General features: G+C 69.9%; 11 protein-coding genes. 8 read left to right on the top strand and 3 right to left on the bottom strand.

Annotated features, from left to right (window positions below):
- The first annotated feature begins 247 nt into the window (after positions 1-247).
- The 3 genes from nirB to MMF96_RS04715 all read left to right on the top strand — a co-directional run bounded on the left by nirB (position 248) and on the right by MMF96_RS04715 (position 5,082).
- On the top strand, positions 248-2,926 hold the full coding sequence (gene nirB, locus MMF96_RS04725) for a nitrite reductase large subunit NirB (RefSeq protein WP_375141400.1): 2,679 nt from the start codon (positions 248-250) through the stop codon (positions 2,924-2,926).
- A gap of 72 nt (positions 2,927-2,998) precedes the next feature.
- Positions 2,999-3,904, top strand: coding sequence for a uroporphyrinogen-III C-methyltransferase (cobA, locus tag MMF96_RS04720; RefSeq protein ID WP_256882722.1), 906 nt, complete (start codon positions 2,999-3,001; stop codon positions 3,902-3,904).
- Positions 3,901-5,082 (top strand): uroporphyrinogen-III synthase, encoded by a 1,182-nt coding sequence (locus MMF96_RS04715; protein ID WP_256882721.1) that lies wholly within the window; start codon positions 3,901-3,903, stop codon positions 5,080-5,082. Before cobA ends, MMF96_RS04715 begins: the two co-directional genes overlap by 4 nt.
- Here the strand turns inward: MMF96_RS04715 and MMF96_RS04710 are convergent.
- Positions 5,064-5,984, bottom strand: coding sequence for a LysR substrate-binding domain-containing protein (locus tag MMF96_RS04710; RefSeq protein ID WP_256882720.1), 921 nt, complete (start codon positions 5,982-5,984; stop codon positions 5,064-5,066). The two genes, MMF96_RS04715 and MMF96_RS04710, sit on opposite strands and share 19 nt — an antisense overlap.
- A gap of 70 nt (positions 5,985-6,054) precedes the next feature.
- On the opposite strand from MMF96_RS04710, the gene MMF96_RS04705 reads away from it, so the two are divergent.
- The 3 genes from MMF96_RS04705 (at position 6,055) to MMF96_RS04695 (ending at position 8,235) form a co-directional block, all read left to right on the top strand.
- Positions 6,055-7,137, top strand: a complete 1,083-nt coding sequence (locus MMF96_RS04705) for a YeiH family protein (RefSeq protein WP_256882719.1) — start codon at positions 6,055-6,057, stop codon at positions 7,135-7,137.
- Positions 7,138-7,215: 78 nt separating this feature from the next.
- The gene (gene deoC / locus MMF96_RS04700) at positions 7,216-7,923 is read left to right on the top strand and encodes a deoxyribose-phosphate aldolase (RefSeq protein WP_256882718.1); all 708 of its coding nucleotides are present in this window, start codon (positions 7,216-7,218) and stop codon (positions 7,921-7,923) included.
- 84 nt (positions 7,924-8,007) lie between these two features.
- The gene (locus MMF96_RS04695) at positions 8,008-8,235 is read left to right on the top strand and encodes a hypothetical protein (protein ID WP_176617861.1); all 228 of its coding nucleotides are present in this window, start codon (positions 8,008-8,010) and stop codon (positions 8,233-8,235) included.
- 108 nt (positions 8,236-8,343) lie between these two features.
- Here the strand turns inward: MMF96_RS04695 and MMF96_RS04690 are convergent, their stop codons facing one another.
- Both MMF96_RS04690 and mfd read right to left on the bottom strand, forming a co-directional pair.
- Positions 8,344-8,892, bottom strand: a complete 549-nt coding sequence (locus tag MMF96_RS04690) for an acyl-CoA thioesterase (RefSeq protein WP_256882717.1) — start codon at positions 8,890-8,892, stop codon at positions 8,344-8,346.
- A 55-nt stretch (positions 8,893-8,947) separates the two neighbouring features.
- Positions 8,948-12,652, bottom strand: coding sequence for a transcription-repair coupling factor (mfd, locus tag MMF96_RS04685; protein WP_256882716.1), 3,705 nt, complete (start codon positions 12,650-12,652; stop codon positions 8,948-8,950).
- Positions 12,653-12,848: 196 nt separating this feature from the next.
- Between mfd and MMF96_RS04680 the strand changes: the two genes are divergently transcribed.
- Both MMF96_RS04680 and MMF96_RS04675 read left to right on the top strand, forming a co-directional pair.
- Positions 12,849-13,349, top strand: a complete 501-nt coding sequence (locus tag MMF96_RS04680) for a DUF2505 domain-containing protein (RefSeq protein WP_256882715.1) — start codon at positions 12,849-12,851, stop codon at positions 13,347-13,349.
- 1,495 nt (positions 13,350-14,844) lie between these two features.
- Positions 14,845-16,632: a hypothetical protein gene (locus tag MMF96_RS04675; protein WP_256882714.1), complete on the top strand. Its 1,788-nt coding sequence runs from the start codon at positions 14,845-14,847 to the stop codon at positions 16,630-16,632.
- The last annotated feature ends 274 nt before the right edge of the window (positions 16,633-16,906 follow it).

Below are 16,906 nucleotides of genomic sequence, written 5' to 3'. Positions count from 1 at the left end.
GGGGATCCAGTCGATGGGAAAGACACTACGGACGCCGTGTTTCACCCTCCCTCCCGGTGCATGACAAACACGTAAACCTTCCCTCACCGGGACCCGGGGCCGTGCCGTGAGGTGAAAGTTAACGCGCCGAAACATAAGCGAAACGGCGGGGCAATCCCCGTTCCCTAGCCTTGTATCCAACGTGGCACCACACCGTGGACCACGTCCAGGCCCCCCGGCCGTAGGAAAAGACTGAAAGGGCTGGCACATGAGCGCACCAACAGCACCAATGGCGGCAGGCACTTCCGCCGCAGAAGCACCCCGGCACGTCGTCGTCGTGGGCGGCGGCCCCGCCGCACACCGCTTTGCCGAGGCAATGCACGCCCGCGGAGTGGACGGCTGGCACGTGACGGTCCTGGCCGAGGAAGTCCACGCCCCCTACGACCGCGTGGCACTGAGCCGGGCCCTGACCGAGACGGAAACAGACCTGTCCCTGGGCGATGCCGGACTCTGGGAGCACCCCGCCATCACCCTGTCCACGGGCAGCCGCGCCGTCAGCTTCGATCCCGCCGCCCAGACCGTCACCACCCGGGCACAGGACGGCGCCGAAACCACCCACGCCTACGACCAGCTGGTCCTGGCCACCGGCTCCAACGCCGCCCGGCTCCCCATCCCCGGCGCCGAGGCCAGCCACGTATACCGCACCCTCGACGACGTCTGGGCACTGAACCGCGAAACCGCCCGCCTCAAGCAGCAGCTGGGCCGGCCGGTCCGGGCCGCCGTCATCGGCGGCGGTCTCCTCGGCCTCGAGGCAGCCGCCGGCCTCATCACCCTCGGCGCCGACGCCACCGTCATCAACGGCGCCGACTGGCTCATGAACACCCAGCTCGACGAGGGCGCCGGCCAGGCCCTGGGCCGCCTGGTCGCCGCGAAGGGCATGTCCGCCACCGCCGGCGTGTTCCCCTCCGCCATTGAAACGGACGACGCCGGGCAGGTCACCGGGGTGCTCATGGCCGACGGCGCCGTGGTCCCCGCCGACCTGGTGGTCGTGGCGATCGGCGTGCGGCCGCGCGACGAGCTGGCCCGCGGAGCCGACGGCGCGGCGGCCCACGGCCTGTCCCTGGGCCCGCGCGGCGGCGTCGAGATCGACGATGCCTGCGCCACCTCGGTCCCCGGCGTCTGGGCCATCGGCGAGGTGGCCAGTTTCGGCGGCATGTGCCTGGGCCTCGTGGCTCCTGCCAACACGATGGCGGAGATCGTGGCCGACCGGCTGCACGGCGGCACCGCCACCTTCCCCGGCTTCGACACCGCCACCAAGCTCAAGCTCTCCGGCGTGGACGTGGCCAGCTTCGGCGACGCCTTTGCCACCACGGAAGACAGCCTGGAAGTGGTCTACGCCGACCCTGCCCGCGGCGTGTACCAAAAGATCGTCACGAGCGCCGATGCCAAGACGCTGCTGGGCGGCATCTTTGTCGGGGACGCGTCGCCCTACACCAGCCTGCGCCCGCTCCTGGGCCGGGAACTGCCGGCCGGGCCCGGCGCGTTCCTATCGGCAGCCGGCGGAGGGGACGCGCCCGCCGTCGAACTTCCCGACGACGCCATCCTGTGCTCCTGCAACAACGTCTCCGCCGGGGCCATCCGCGACGCCGTCAATGGCTGCGGCACTTGCGAGGGCGCCGAGCCCGTCCGCGATGTGCCCGGCCTGAAGGCGTGCACGCGGGCCGGCACCCAGTGCGGCTCCTGCGTGCCGCTGCTGAAAAAGCTCATGGAGGGCGAGCTGGCCAAGTCCGGCATCGCCGTGTCGAAGGCGTTGTGCGAGCACTTCGACATGTCCCGGGCCGAACTCTTCGAGGCCGTCCGCGCCCTGGAGCTGCGCAGCTTCCCGGAGATCCTGGCCCGGTTCGGCGTGGACGGGGCCGGCAGCGGCTGCGACATCTGCAAGCCCACCGTGGCCTCCGTCCTGGCCAGCCAGCACAGCGAATACGTGCTCGACGCCGGCCGCGGCACCCTCCAGGACACCAACGACCGCGCGCTGGCCAACATGCAAAAGGACGGCAGCTACTCGGTGGTCCCGCGCATCCCCGGCGGCGAAATCACCCCGGACAAGCTGGCCGTGATCGCCGCCGTCGCCCAGGAGTACGGCCTGTACACGAAGATCACCGGCGGGCAGCGGATCGACCTGTTCGGCGCCCGGCTGGAGCAGCTGCCGGCGATCTGGAAGGTCCTCACCGACGCCGGCATGGAGTCCGGGCAGGCCTACGGGAAGTCGCTGCGCACCGTGAAGTCGTGCGTCGGTTCCACCTGGTGCCGCTTTGGGGTGCAGGATTCGGTGGCCATGGCCATCGCGCTCGAGCTGCGTTACCGGGGCCTGCGCAGCCCGCACAAGCTCAAGCTGGGCGTCTCCGGCTGCGCCCGCGAATGTGCCGAGGCCCGCGGCAAGGACGTGGGCGTCATCGCCACCGCGGACGGCTGGAACCTGTACGTGGGCGGCAACGGCGGCGCCACCCCGGCCCACGCGCAGCTGCTCGCCAAGGACCTGGACGACGCCACGCTCATCAGCTACATCGACCGCTACCTGATGTACTACATCCGCACGGCCGACCGCCTGCAGCGCACCGCCCGCTGGCAGGAGGAGCTCGACGGCGGCCTGGCCCACGTGGTGGACGTGGTGGTCAACGATTCGCTCGGCATCGCGGCGGACCTCGAGGCGGCCATGGCACGGCACGTGGACAGCTACGAGGACGAATGGGCCGCCACCCTCGCGGACCCCGAACGGCTCAAGCGCTTCCGCTCCTTCATCAACGCCCCGGAAGCGGCCGACGACGAGATCGCCTTTGTGCCCGAGCGCGGCCAGGTGCGCCCGGCCACCGTGGCGGAAAAGGCGGAAGGCCCGGTGCTGATCGCCACCCACATCCCCGTCCGGGGCGCCGGTCCCGGCCGGAACTGAGCCCGGAATGGCACGGACGGAATGGCACGGACGGAATGGCACGGACGGATTGACCCAGAAGGCAGGCACACCATGATGAAGCGCAACCGCACCGGCCGGATCACCCTGGTCGGCGGCGGCCCGGGCCCGGCCGACCTCCTCACCGTCCGCGCCGTCAAGGCCCTGGCCACGGCGGACGTCGTGTACTTTGACCGGCTCGGCCCCACCCGGGACCTGGCGGAGCTGGCACCCCACGCGACTTTCGTCGACGTCGGCAAGACGCCCGGCCACCACAAGGTCCCGCAGGAGGAGATCCAGGCGCGGATGGTGGACGGCGCCCGGGCCGGGCTGCATGTGGTCCGGCTCAAGGGCGGGGACCCGTTCGTGTTCGGCCGCGGCGGCGAGGAGGTGGCCGCGGCCGTGGCGGCCGGCATCCCCGTTTCGGTGGTGCCGGGGGTCTCCAGCGCCGTCGCGGTTCCCGGGGCCGCCGGCATCCCGGTCACCCACCGCAATGTGAGCCACCTGTTCACGGTGGTCTCCGGCCACGCACCCCTGGAGCCGCACGAATACCGGCACCTGGCCGGGCTGGGCGGGACCATCGTGGTGCTCATGGGCATCGGCACCCTGCCGTCCCTCGTCGCGGGGCTGCGCCTGGCAGGGCTGTCGGGCGGGACCCCCGTGGCGGTCGTCGAACGCGGGTTCAGCCACACGCAGCGCACCACCGCGGCCACGCTGGGCAGCATCGTCACCGCCGCCACGGCCTGCCGCAACCCCGCGGTCATCGTCATCGGGGACGTGGTGTCCGTGGCGGGCGGGGCGCACCAGGCGGCCGCGGACTTCCTGCCCGCCAGCACGTCCGACGCCGGCACGTCCGACGGCGGCACGTCCGGCGTCGGCACCCCCGGCGGCGGCGCCCCCGGCTTCGGCACGCCGGACTTCGGCGCCCGCGGCACCGGCGCCTCCGAAGCCGCCGCTCTCCCAGTGCGGCGGCGCGCGTGACGGACACCTTGGGCAACGCCAAAGTGACAGGCCAGGCGGGGCCGTTGCAGGGCTTCCGGATCGGCGTCACGGCCCACCGCCGGGCCGGGGACCTCATCGAGGCGCTGGAGCGGCGCGGCGCGCAGGTGCTGCACGCCCCCGCACTGAAAATTGCGCCCGTCGAAAGCGACGAGGCCCTGATGGCGGAAATCGCGGCCGTCATTGCGGCGGCCCCGGACATCGTCCTGGTGACCACTGCCTACGGCCTGCGCCGCTGGTGCGAGGCCGCGGACGCCGCCGGGCGCGGGGAGGAACTGCTGGCAGTGCTGGGCCGGGCGGACATTTATGTGCGCGGCCCCAAGGCGCGCGGTGCCGTGCGGGCCGCCGGGCTGGACGACGCCGGGATCAGCCCCGACGAGACCACCGCCTCCCTCACCGGGCTGGCCATTGGCGCCGGTGTGCGCGGCAGGGTTGTGGCCGTCCAGGTCCACGGCTTCACGGACGCCGCCGCCCTGGCCCAGCTGCGCGACGCCGGGGCCACCGTGCTGACCGTGACACCCTACCGCTGGATCAGCGCCGGGGACGGCGACCGGCTCTCCCAGCTGATCGACGCCGTGGCCAACCGTGAGCTGGACGTGCTCACGTTCACCAGCGCCCCCGCCGCCGACGCCGTGCTGAGCGCGGCTGCCGCCTCCGGAAAGGGCGACGCCTTCCTTGCCGCGCTGCGCAGTCGCCCAGCAGCAGGCGGTCCCCACACAGTCGGTCCCCACTCGGCCGGCGGGACGGCCGCGGTGGCGAGTGCCGCCGTCGGGCCCGTCACCGCCGCGCCGCTGCTGGCCGCGGGGATCACGCCGCTCGTGCCCGAACGGTTCCGCATGGGTGCGTTGATCCGCCTGGTCGTCAAACACCTCGAGGACGCCGGCGCGGTGCGGGTGGAAAGCAGCTCCGGGCTGCTTGAGGTGCGCGGGCAGGCGCTGCTCATCAACCACGTGCCGGTGCCGCTGGCGCCCGCGCCGCTGCAGCTCCTGAAGGCCCTCATCGGGGCAGGCGGTTCGGTGTGCTCCCAGGCCGAGCTGGCCGCCACGCTCGGCCTGGGCGGGCATGCGCTGCACATGGCGGTCAGCCGCCTGCGCGCCGCCCTGCCGGACCCGGCCCTGGTGGAGACCGTGGTCAAGCGCGGCTACCGGCTCCGCGTGTAACCTGCCCCGGCCAGCGTCACGAGCTCGCCCGGCATCCCGTCCAGGACCCGGACGCCCTTCCACACGGCCCGGATGCGCCGCTCCAGCCGCAGCCCGGCCACGGGCACCTCCACGAGTTCACCGCGTTCAACGGCGGTGCGGACCGCGAAGTCGCTGAGCACCGCGGCCCCGGCCCCCGCCGCGACGGCAATGCGCACGGCGGCGTTGCTGCGCAGCTCCAGGGCGGGCCTGAGCTGCCCGCGACCCGGCAGGGCCCGGTCCAGGGCGCGCTCCAGGGCCAGCCGGGTGCCGGAGCCGGGTTCCCGGACCACCAGGGGCGCGGCGGCCAGGTCTGCGGCGGCCAGCGGCGTGCCGCGCCGGGCCCAGGCGTGGTCCGGGGCCACCACCACGGCGAGGCGGTCGGCAGCCACCACCAGGCGGCGCAGTCCGGCCGGGATGTTCGGGGACTCGACGAAGCCGACGTCGGCGTGCCCCTGCGCCACCTGCCCAAAGATGTGGCCCGAGTTTTCCACGTCCAGTTCCACCTGGACGTCGGGGTGGATGCGCTTGAAGGCCGTCAGCCAGCCCGGCATGAGGTATTCGGCCACCGTCAGGCTGGCGCCCACGCGCAGGTGCCCGCGCCGTTCGGTGCCCAGCGCTCCGGCCCGGTCCAGGAGGGCGCGCGCGGCCAGCAGCACGGCCTGGCCGTCGCGCAGCAGCTCCGCCCCGGCGGCCGTGGGCCGGGAGCCGCCGGTGCGCCGGTCCAGCAGCGCCACGCCCAGCTGCTGCTCCAGCCGGGCCATGGCGCGGCTGGCATTGGGCTGCGCCATGCCCACGCGCCGGGCGCCCGCGCTGAGGCTGCCCTCCTCCGCCACGGCGGTGAAAAGCTCCAGGGAAGCCAGGTCCGGCCACGTCCATGTCATATCGAAATGATATGGCCATATCCGGAATTGACGGCTACCCGGCGGCCCCGTGCCACGAAAGCATGGAGCCATGACCACCAAGGAACTCCCCTCGGGCCCCGCCACGCGACCCCCATCCACCACCCACACCGGACCGCAGCTCGGGGCCTTCCTGCGCTCTTGGGGCCCGGCGCGCTGGAAACTGCTGGCGCCCGGCGTTGCCGTGTGCGCCGCTGCCGCCGCTGCGGCCGTGTGCCTCACCGCGCTGCTGCCGGGGGCCAGCACGCTGCTCATTGCCATCGTCATCGGCGTGCTGCTGCGCAACCTGGTCCCCGTCCCGGCCCGGCTGCTGCCCGGATTCGGCTATGCGGCCAAGACCCTGCTGCGGGCCGGCGTGGTGCTGCTCGGCTACCAGCTGCTGGTCTCGGACGTGCTCTCCCTGGGCCCCGGCATGATCCTCGTGGTGGTGTGCATCGTGGGCCTGGGCATCGGCGGCACGCTGCTGATGGGCCGCTGGCTGGGGGTCGGCCCCACGCAGCGGCTGCTCATCGCCTGCGGCTTTTCCATCTGCGGCGCTGCCGCCGTGGCCGCCGTCGACGGCGTCATTGAAACCAGGGAACGCCGGGAAGTCATGACGGCCGTCGCCCTGGTGGTGATTTTCGGCACGCTGATGATTCCCATCCTGCCGGCCGCCGCCGCGCTGCTGGGCCTGGGCTACTACCAGGCCGGGCTGTGGGCCGGCGGCTCCATCCACGAGGTGGCCCAGGTGGTGGCCGCCGGCGGCACCATCGGCGGGGCCGCCCTGGGCGTGGCCGTGATCGTGAAGCTGGCCCGCGTGCTGATGCTGGCACCCGTCATGGCCGTCATCAGCGTGCAGCGGCGACGGGCCATGGGCGCCTCGGCCACCTCCCGCAAGCCCCCCATCATGCCGCTGTTCGTGGCCTGCTTCATTGCCATGATGGCCCTGCGCGCCACCGGCTGGCTGCCGGCCGTTGCGCTCGACTGGTCCAAGGCGGGCGAAAGCTTCCTGCTGGCGGCCGCCATGTTTGCGCTGGGCACGGGCGTCCACGTGAAGTCGCTGCTGGGCGTGGGCCTGAGGCCCTTCATCCTGGCCGCGGCGGCCACCGTGTGGGTGGCCTGCCTGGCGCTGGCCGGCGTGCTGATCTTTGGCTGACGCCTGTGGCACCATGGGGGTAACGCACCATCTGCAAACGCAGTGAACACGCTGGAACCACACAGGAAGGCCGTTCCCATGACGCCGCACGCCACATCCGCACCCCAGGATGCCTCCGCCGGACTCGCCAAGTACATCGACCACACGCTGCTGAAGCCGGAAGCGTCGGAGGCGGACATCCTGCGCCTGTGCAAGGAAGCGGCGGAGCACCACTTCAAGTCCGTGTGTGTGAACCCGGTGTGGGTCCGGACCGCGAACCGCGCCCTCTTGGGCACCGGCGTGCTGACCTGCGCCGTCGTCGGCTTCCCGCTCGGCGCCCACAACACCGACGTCAAGGTCTTCGAGGCCCGCGGCGCCACGATGGACGGGGCCGACGAGGTGGACATGGTCATCAACATTGCCGCTGCCCGCGCCCTGGACAAGGACAGCCTGGTCAACGACATCTCCGCCGTGGCCGAGGTGGTCCACGGCGAGGAGTCCATCCTGAAGGTCATCATCGAAACATCCCTGCTCAGCGACGCCGAAAAGGTCCTGGCCTGCCAGGCGGCCGTGGAGGCCGGCGCCGACTTCGTCAAGACGTCCACGGGCTTCAACGGCGGCGGTGCCACGGCGGCCGACGTCGCCCTCATGCGCCAGACCGTGGGCCCGGACATCGGGGTCAAGGCCTCCGGCGGCGTCCGCACCCGGGAGAAGGCGCTGGAGATGATCGACGCCGGCGCCACCCGCATCGGTACCAGTTCCGGCATTGCCATCGTCACCGGCGGTGCAGGCACGGACTCGTACTAAAAACGTACTAAGATCGGGGGTAGATCAGAGCGCCGGAGCACCGGTGCAGCCACCCAGATCCCCGCTTTGGGGTTAGGAGGACCCGTGTCCAGCAACGCCAAGTACCGCTCCGAGAACAACCTGGTGCAGTCCATCATCCTGTTCATCATCTTCTTTGGCCTGTTCCTGGGCGGCATCTTCGCCATGTCCTTCTGGAGCCTGGGAAGCGCGGCCCACGCCTTCATCCCCGGCGGCATCGCGTTCCTGTGCGTGTTCCTGGCCCTGATGATCCCCCTGACGTTCATCGGCCGCTCCAACTCCGCCGGAGAGTAGCAGCCCCTCACAACTGGGTGGCAGTTGTTGCAGTTTTGCCGGGTTTTTTCCCGCAATTTCTGCAACAACTGCCACCCAGTTTGTGTTTAAGGCCCGACGGCGGGACCGTCACCTTTCGCGGAGGTGCGGGGCAGGACGCCGGGCCCCGGGCAGGGCGTTGTTTTCACGCCACTCGTGGATCCAATCGGGGAGCACCAGGGTGGCAGGCGGGGTCCCGAATTCCTCCATGATCCGTTCGTTGCTGACCGGGCCGTCGGCGGACAGCAGGCGCGTGGCGATGTAGGCCCGCGCGTAGATTTCACCGTCCACCACCATGCACTGTTCAAAGTAGATGGCCTTCGCATCCAGCCCGATGATCCTGGTCTCGACGGTGAAGCGCTGCCACAGCGTCACGGACTTGCGGAACGCGATGGTCTCCGCGGCCACCACGGGGTTCCACTTCAACTCGCGCATGCGCGCCCAGATGCCGCTGCGCTGCATGAGGTCAAAGCGGCCCAGGTCCATGAGCGAGAAGTACATGCCGTTGTTGATGTGCCGGGCCATGTCGACGTCCGTGGGCCATGCGCGGGTGCGCCACGAGGAGGCGTCCCAGATGGACAGCGGGCTGCGGCGGCCCGAAAGCAGCAGGTGGTAGAGGGTCCTCAGAAGCAGGTGCATGCACCAATGTTACCCTCCAGTAACTTCAGCGCGTGGTGTTGGCTGCCTCCAATGTCTAGGCCGTGGCCGGGACGGGCTCGAAGATGGCCTCCAGCACGCCCTCGGCCCACGTGAGGACCTCGGCGTCGGCCAGGTCGCGGCCGCCAATGCGCGCCGTCTTGGGCTTGGGGATCAACACCGCATCCAGGGCCGGCTTCACCAGGGCGCCCGGGTACATGCGGTTCAGGCGCATCTGCCTGGACTCCGGCAGGTCCGCGGGGGCGAACTTGATGAAGTTGCCCTGCAGCGCCACGTCGGAGAGGCCGGCGGCGCGGGCGTGGACCTTGAACCGGGCCACGGCAATCAGGTTTTCGGCGGCCGGCGGCAGCTCGCCGTAGCGGTCCACCAGCTCGGACACCACTTCCTCGATCCCCTCCAGCGTCGTGGCGGCGGCCAGCTTGCGGTAGGCCTCCAGGCGCAGCCGCTCCCCCGGCACGTAGTCGTGCGGCAGGTGCGCGTTGACGGGCAGCTCGATCTTCATCTCCGCCGCGCGCTCCTCACCGTCGCCGCGGAATTCGGCCACGGCCTCGCCCACCAGCCGGATGTACAGGTCAAAGCCCACGCCCTGGATGTGGCCGGACTGCTCGCCGCCCAGCAGGTTGCCGGCGCCGCGGATTTCCAGGTCCTTCATGGCCAGGGCCATGCCGGCGCCGAGCTCGTTGTGCGCCGCCACGGCCTTGAGCCGCTCCAGCGCCACCTCGCCCAGCGGCTTGTCCGCCGGGTACAGGAAGTAGGCGTAGGCGCGTTCGCGCCCGCGGCCCACGCGCCCGCGCAGCTGGTGCAGCTGGGAGAGCCCGTAGTTGTTGGCCTGCTCCACGATCAGCGTGTTGGCGTTGGAGATGTCCAGGCCGGTCTCGATGATGGTGGTGCACACCAGCACGTCGAAGCGCTTTTCCCAGAAGTCCACGATGATCTGTTCCAGCCGGGCCTCGGACATCTGCCCGTGCGCCACGGCCACGCGGGCGTCCGGCACCAGCTGCTGGATGTGCGCCGCGGTCCGGTCGATGGACTTGACCCGGTTGTGCACGTAGAACACCTGGCCCTCGCGCATGAGCTCGCGGCGGATGGCGGCGGCCACCTGCTTGTCCGTGTACCCGCCCACGTATGTCAGCACCGGGTGGCGTTCTTCCGGCGGGGTGGCCAGGGTGGAGGTTTCGCGGATGCCCGTCATGGACATCTCCAGCGTGCGCGGGATGGGTGTGGCGCTCATAGCCAGCACGTCCACGTTGGTGCGCATCTTTTTCAGCGCCTCCTTGTGCTCCACGCCAAAGCGCTGCTCCTCGTCCACAATGACCAGGCCCAGGTCCTTGAACGCAAACTCCGGGGACAGCAGCCGGTGCGTGCCGATCACTACGTCCACGGCGCCGGTACGCACGCCCTCGACGATCTCCTTGGATTCCTTGCCCGTCTGGAACCGCGAAAGCGGCGCCACCCGGACCGGGAAGCCGGAAAAGCGTTCGTTGAAGGTCTCGTAGTGCTGCTGCGCCAGCAAGGTGGTGGGCACCAGCACGGCCACCTGCTTGCCGTCCTGCACCGCCTTGAACGCGGCACGCACGGCAATTTCGGTCTTGCCGTAGCCCACGTCGCCGGAGATCAGCCGGTCCATGGGCACTTCCTTCTCCATGTCCGCCTTGACCTCGTTGATGGCCACCAGCTGGTCCGGCGTCTCCACGTACGGGAACGCCTCCTCGAGCTCCGCCTGCCAGGGCGTGTCCGGGCCGAAGGCGTGCCCGCGGCTGGCCATGCGCGCCGAGTACAGCCGGATCAAGTCCGCGGCGATCTCCTTGACGGCCTTGCGTGCCTTGGACTTGGTGGCAGCCCAGTCCGAGCCGCCCATCTTGGACAGCGCCGGCGCGTCCCCGCCCACGTACGCCGTCACCTGGTCCAGCTGGTCGGTGGGCACAAACAGCTTGTCGCCGGGTGCCCCGCGCTTGGACGGCGCGTATTCAAGCACCAGGTACTCGCGCAGCCCCACGCCTCCCCCGCCGGTCGGGCCCCTCGAGGCCCCGGCCCCCGCCACCTTGCGCTGGATCAGTTCCACGAACCGGCCCACGCCGTGCTGTTCGTGCACCACGTAGTCCCCGGTGCGCAGCTGGAGGGGGTCGACGGCGTTCCTGCGCTTGGAGGGCATCTTCAGCATGTCCCGGGTGGAGACGGCGGAGGCCCGGCCCAGCAGGTCAGCCTCCGTCAACAGACCCAGCTTGAGCGAGTCGAGGACAAAGCCGCGGCCCGTGTCCGCCGTCGTCACCTCGATGATGCCGGGCGAGGGCTCGGCGTCCAGGGATTCCACGCGCGACGCCGGGATGTTCGCTTCGTGGAACAGCTCGGCCAGGCGCTGGGCGGGGCCGGGCCCCTCGGTGGCCACCACCACCCGCCACTGGTCCTTGATGCGGGAGCCGATGAACTCCATCATTTCCGCCACGTCGCCGCGGTAGCCGCGCGGTTCCCGGGCCTGGAGGTTGATGACGTCCACGTCCGGCAGCAGCTCGTCGTCCTGGGCCAGGGAGGTGATGGACCACCAGCTGACCCCGTGGGCCAGGGCGGCCTCGCGCGTTTCGGTCAGCGACTTGAACGAGGCTGCGGCCAGGTCGATCCCCTGGGCGGAGAGGTCCAGGGGGGCGGTGCCGCCGTCGGACGCGGTGGACCAGGCGGCCTCGAGGAATTCCTCGTTGGTGGATTCAAGGTCGTGGGCGCGGGCGCGGACCTTCTCCGGCTCCAGGACCACGGCCACCGAGCCGGCCGGGAACAGCGAGGTCAGGGCCACCATGCCGTCCACGAGTGCCGGGGCGAGGGATTCCATGCCTTCCACGGCAATGCCGCCGGCAATCTTTTCCAGCATGCCGGCCGCGGCGGGCATGCTGTCCTTGAGCTTCGCGGCGCGGCCCATGACGGCGGGCGTGATGAGGATTTCCCGGCACGGCGGCGCGTACAGCTCCTCCGGCCCGGCGGTCGAGCCTGCCCCGTCGGTCGAGCCTGCCCCGCCGGTCGAGCCTGCCCCGCCGGTCGAGACGCGCGACGTCAGCGAGCGCTGGTCGGCCACGGAGAACCACCGCATCTGGTCCACCTCGTCGCCGAAGAACTCAATCCGGATCGGGTGGCTTTCGGTGGGTGGGAACACGTCCAGGATGCCGCCGCGCACGGCAAATTCGCCGCGGTGGGTCACCATGTCCACGCGGGCGTAGGCGGCGTCGGCCAGGCGCTTGATGAGGTCCGTGAACGGCACTTCCTCCCCCACCTTGACGCGCACGGGCACGAGTTCGCCCAGGCCGGCCACAATCGGCTGGACGACCGCCCGGATGGGTGCCACCACAACGCGCAGGTGATCCCCGGCGTCGTACTCGGGGTGGGCCAGGCGGCGGAGCACCGCCAGGCGGCGGCCCACGGTGTCCGAGCGCGGCGAGAGGCGCTCGTGCGGGAGTGTCTCCCAGCTGGGGAATTCGGCCACGGCGTTCTCGGGCAGGAAGGAGCGCAGCGCGGCCACGGTGTCCTCGGCCTCGCGGCCGGTGGCGGTGACGGCCAGAACCACGCCGGGGCCGGCGCCGGGTGCCGTGGCTGCGGCCAGGCCGTCGGCCACCTCGGCGAGGAGGACGGGGCGCATGCCGGAGGGTGCGCTGAAGGCCAGGTCGGGGCTGCGCCTGGCATGGTCCGCGGCCGCGTTGGCACGCACCCGGGCAAAGATCGGATCCCCGGCGAGGGCGGTGCGCAGGCCATTGAGACTCATGGGCGGAAATTCTCCTTGGGACGGTGCAGGGGTGGCACTTTCGCAGGCAACACGAAAGCCCGAAATTCACAAGTGAACGCCGGGGACGCCTCCAGCTTACTCCGGGTTACTCCGGGCAGGTGCGGCCGGCAGTCCCGGCACGGGCGGCCCGCGGTAAGGTTGTGCCCGCACCCTTTCCCATGCCTTCGGAGGAACCATGGCGCTTACCGCCTCTACCACCCTGTCCGCCACCGCCCAGCGCGTCACCGACGTTTTTGCCAATGAGGAGTTCGTCAAGCACGTGAGCTTCACGGTGGGCGGGGAGCTGAAGTCCTTTGAGATCAGCGGCCCCACCTCCGGCGCCTTCACCACCAAGACGGTGCGCACGCTGCCCACCACGCGGATGCCGGAGATCGCCCGGAAGGTGGTGGGCGCCACGCTGACCGTCACGCAGCTCGAGGACTGGAGCGCCCCGGCGGCCGACGGTTCGCGCAGCAACAACATCAAGCTCACCGTGGCCGGCGCCCCGCTGGACGTCACGGCTGTGCAGACGCTGTCCGCTGCCGGCGATTCAACCCTGGTGGAGCTCAGCGGCGAAGTGAAGTCGGCAGTCCCGTTCCTGGGCGCGAAGATCGCCTCCGCGGCCGAGCCCGTCATCGGCAAGGCCCTGAACCTGCAGGCCACGCTCGCCCAGGAATGGCTGAACGAACACCCGTAACCTTTTCGCTGGCCGGGCAGCGAGCCCGTCCCCGCCGGCCGGGCAGCGATCCCTGCGAGCGCGACGAGACCCCGCCGGACCTTATGCGCCGGATTGCCCCCACAATCCGGCGCATAAGGGCCCGAAACTTTTCTTATGCTCCGGACCCGTCGCGGGTTTGGCGCCAGTGAACGAGCTGCGCCAAACCCAGCCCCGGTCCGGCGCATAAAGGCACGGCCGCCACTGACAACCGCGGGTTGCCAATTCGACGGTGCAGATCCTGTCGGGTCCCAAATTGATGGTGCAGCTTGTGCGACCTGGCAGCCCGCCAACCCGCTTTTGCTGCACCGCCGAACCCCGAACCCGGAACCAACCCGCTTTTGCTGCACCGCCGAACCCCGAACCCGGCACCTACCCGCTTTTGCTGCACCGCCGAACCCCGAACCCGGCACCAACCCGCTTTTGCTTCACCGCCGAACCCCGAACCCGGCACCAACCCGCTTTTGCTGCACCGCCAAACCCAGCCCCGGTCCGGCGCATAAAGGCACGGCCCCCACTGACAACCGCGGGTTGCCAATTCGGCGGTGCAGATCCTGTCGGGTCCCAAATTGATGGTGCAGCTTGTGCGACCTGGCAGCCCGCCAACCCGCTTTTGCTGCACCGCCGAACCCCCACCCCCGCCCAGCCAGCACAAGCTGCAGCGGCGCGCACGCCAGTACTTGGGCCGGTTTTAGAGTAGCCAGCCGGAAAAAACGAGTGGAAACCACCCTATCGGCCACGCATCCCCGCATCATACGCTTTTCATAGTCAGAAGATTGTGGAAAGGATGGGCTGGCAACGGTACGCCAATCATGCGTGGTCTCAATTCAATTTCATGGACGCAATTCGAAAGGCATTTCCTTGCCTGCGGACCCTGCCACCAAGAAATCCTCGTTGCGCGCATAAAACGCACCCTGTGAAATAAATTTTTCCGCAACCACAAAATGGGCTGAAATTCAATTCCAGCCCGAATTTGCCATGCCCAAAAATCGCCCGCCGGCTCGCGGCACCAGCAGCCCCCCACCCGTGAACCCAGCGTGGACCCTGCGTGAACCCAGCACTGTGGCGCCAAAACGGGCCAACACCAAGCCTGAACCGCCCCACACCAGGCCCAACCGACCGAAAAATACCGGCAGAAAATAAGAAATTCCAAGTAGTAAATCGCATCACCCAAGTGGTGCTCCATAAAAATACGAGTGGCCATCACGCTATTGATTGCCCATCCGGCAAATCTAGTCTTGCGGTATTGGTCCGACGCTGGGGCGGAGAAGCAAGTGTTACTTATTCATGGAGTATGGAAAGGACCGGCTGGAGCATGGCTCGCCGGCCCTCAGCCATGCGTTTCCTTCACCCCCACCGCCGGATCGGATGCCCGCGACCAGGCATCCCACACCGCCGAAAAAAATCCTGGAAAGCTGCACAATTTCGGCGGATTCCGTTGGCGCAGTTACTACTGCATTTTAGGAGTTGGGGAATCATGTTAGGAAAAACCAGCAAGTCATTGCATGCGGCCCGGGGCGCGCGGGGGCGGCGGTTGCTGTCCGGCCTGACCGCATCGACCGCAGTACTCGCCCTGGCGTTTGCCGGCCTCGCCGCGCTGGCCGCCGGCCCCGCCACAGCGGCCACCGCCACAGCGGCCACCACCTCAGCGGCGCCCACCGATGAAATGGTCAGCCTGTGCCATGCCACAGGCAACCCCGTGGACCAGTACCTATTAGTCACCGTCAGCCTTGATGCCTTCAAGACGGGCCATGGCACCCACGTCGATGACATTTACCCGCCCAACAGCCTCCGGCCGAACGGCCAGAACTGGGACGCCGCGGGCCAGGCCATCTTCAACAATGGTTGTGCAACGGCGCCGCCCGCCACAGCGGTTACGCCCCAGGCCCCCACCGTCAGCCAGGCCACCTGCACGGACCAGGGCGCGGCCACTGTCCCCGTAGTAGAGGTGGCGTCCACCCAGGGGATTTTCTACACGGTGGTTGGCAACGTCGCTGCCGGCAGCACCGTCACTGTGGTCGCAACGCCCGCGCCGCAGGGCACGTACGCGCTGGCAGCCGCCAATGGGTGGATGCCCAATGCGGACGGCACGGCGAGCTACACCGTTGTCCTTGACGCGGCCCCCAGCTGCGTCACGGAAGCGGTCCCGGCCGCGCCAGCCGCCGTCCAGGCAGTCTGCAACGGACCCGGAACATCCACGGCACCCATGCTGACCCTCGCCAGCACACCCGGCATCGGCTACACCGTGGCCGGAACGGCAGCCCCGGGCAGCACCGTCACCGTCACGGCCACCCCGGCGGCCGGCTACACGTTGGCCGCCGCAGCAGGCTGGACGGCCAACAATGACGGCACGGCCAGCTACACGGTCACCTTCGACCCCGCACCCGACTGCGCCGTGGTGGTCCCTCTTGTTTCGGCAAGCCCGACGGCGCCCACCGCCACCCAGGCTGTTTGCACGCCTTCCGGAACGGCCACCACACCCGCCTTGGCCCCCGCCACGACAACCGGAATCGGCTACACCGTGAACGGAACCGCAGCCGCCGGCCACACTGTCACCGTCACTGCCACCCCGGCCGACGGCTACACGCTGGCCGCGGCAGCAGGCTGGACGGCCAACAACGACGGCACGGCCAGCTACACGGTCACCTTCGACGCAGCACCGGAATGCGCCGCGGCGACACCGATTGTTGCGGCCACCCCGACGGCGCCCACGGCCACCCAGGCTGTCTGCACACCATCCGGAACCGCCACCGCACCCACACTGACGCTCGCCACCACACCCGGAATCGACTACACCGTAACCGGACCGGCAGCGGCCGGCAGCACCGTCACCGTCACCGCAACACCCCAGGCCAGCCACAAGCTGGCCGCCGCGGCAGGCTGGACGGCCAACAACGACGGCACGGCCAGCTACACGGTCACCTTTGGGACAGTGGACTGCTCGGCCGTCACCACACCCGTTGACCCGCCGTCGACCCCGGTAGTCACAGACCCTCCGGCAACCCCGGTCGTGACAGACCCGCCAGCCAAGCCCGTATCGGACCCGGCCCCGCCCGTGCTTCCAAAGGCAGCGACACCAGTGCTCCCGAAAGCCGCAGCCGTAGTGGTTCCGCAGGCCGTTTCCGTACTGCCGCAATCGGCAGCCCAGCCCACCGCCCTGGCCTCAACCGGCTATGACCCGGCCTGGAGTGTCTCGCTGGCAATCATCTTCCTGGTGGTCGGCGCGGGCGCCGTGTGGCGCAGCCGCCGGCCCGCAGGGGAGTAAGCCGGGCAGTAACCCGGTCAGCACGCGGCCGGCAGCCCCCCCTGAAGTAAGCCGGCAGCCCGCGGCCCCGGCGCCTCCGTCAACCGGACGGCGCCGGGGCCATCGGGCTGCCCGGCGACACGCCGGCGTCGTTACCGTTTTGTTATCTGAGCGCCATTTCGGTAATGTGGTGCCCGGTCTCCTAAAGGTTCCGGTCCCATGGCCGGATGCCTTTCCATGCATTTTCCGACGGCGGCCGCGTCCGCCAAGGGCCTGGGGGTTCTCCCGGCGGTGT

Source organism: Arthrobacter sp. STN4 (assembly GCF_024539665.1).
GTDB lineage: Bacteria > Actinomycetota > Actinomycetes > Actinomycetales > Micrococcaceae > Specibacter.
The sequence above is the reverse complement of the archived record's forward strand: the minus strand, read 5'-3'. Positions and strand labels throughout refer to the sequence as shown.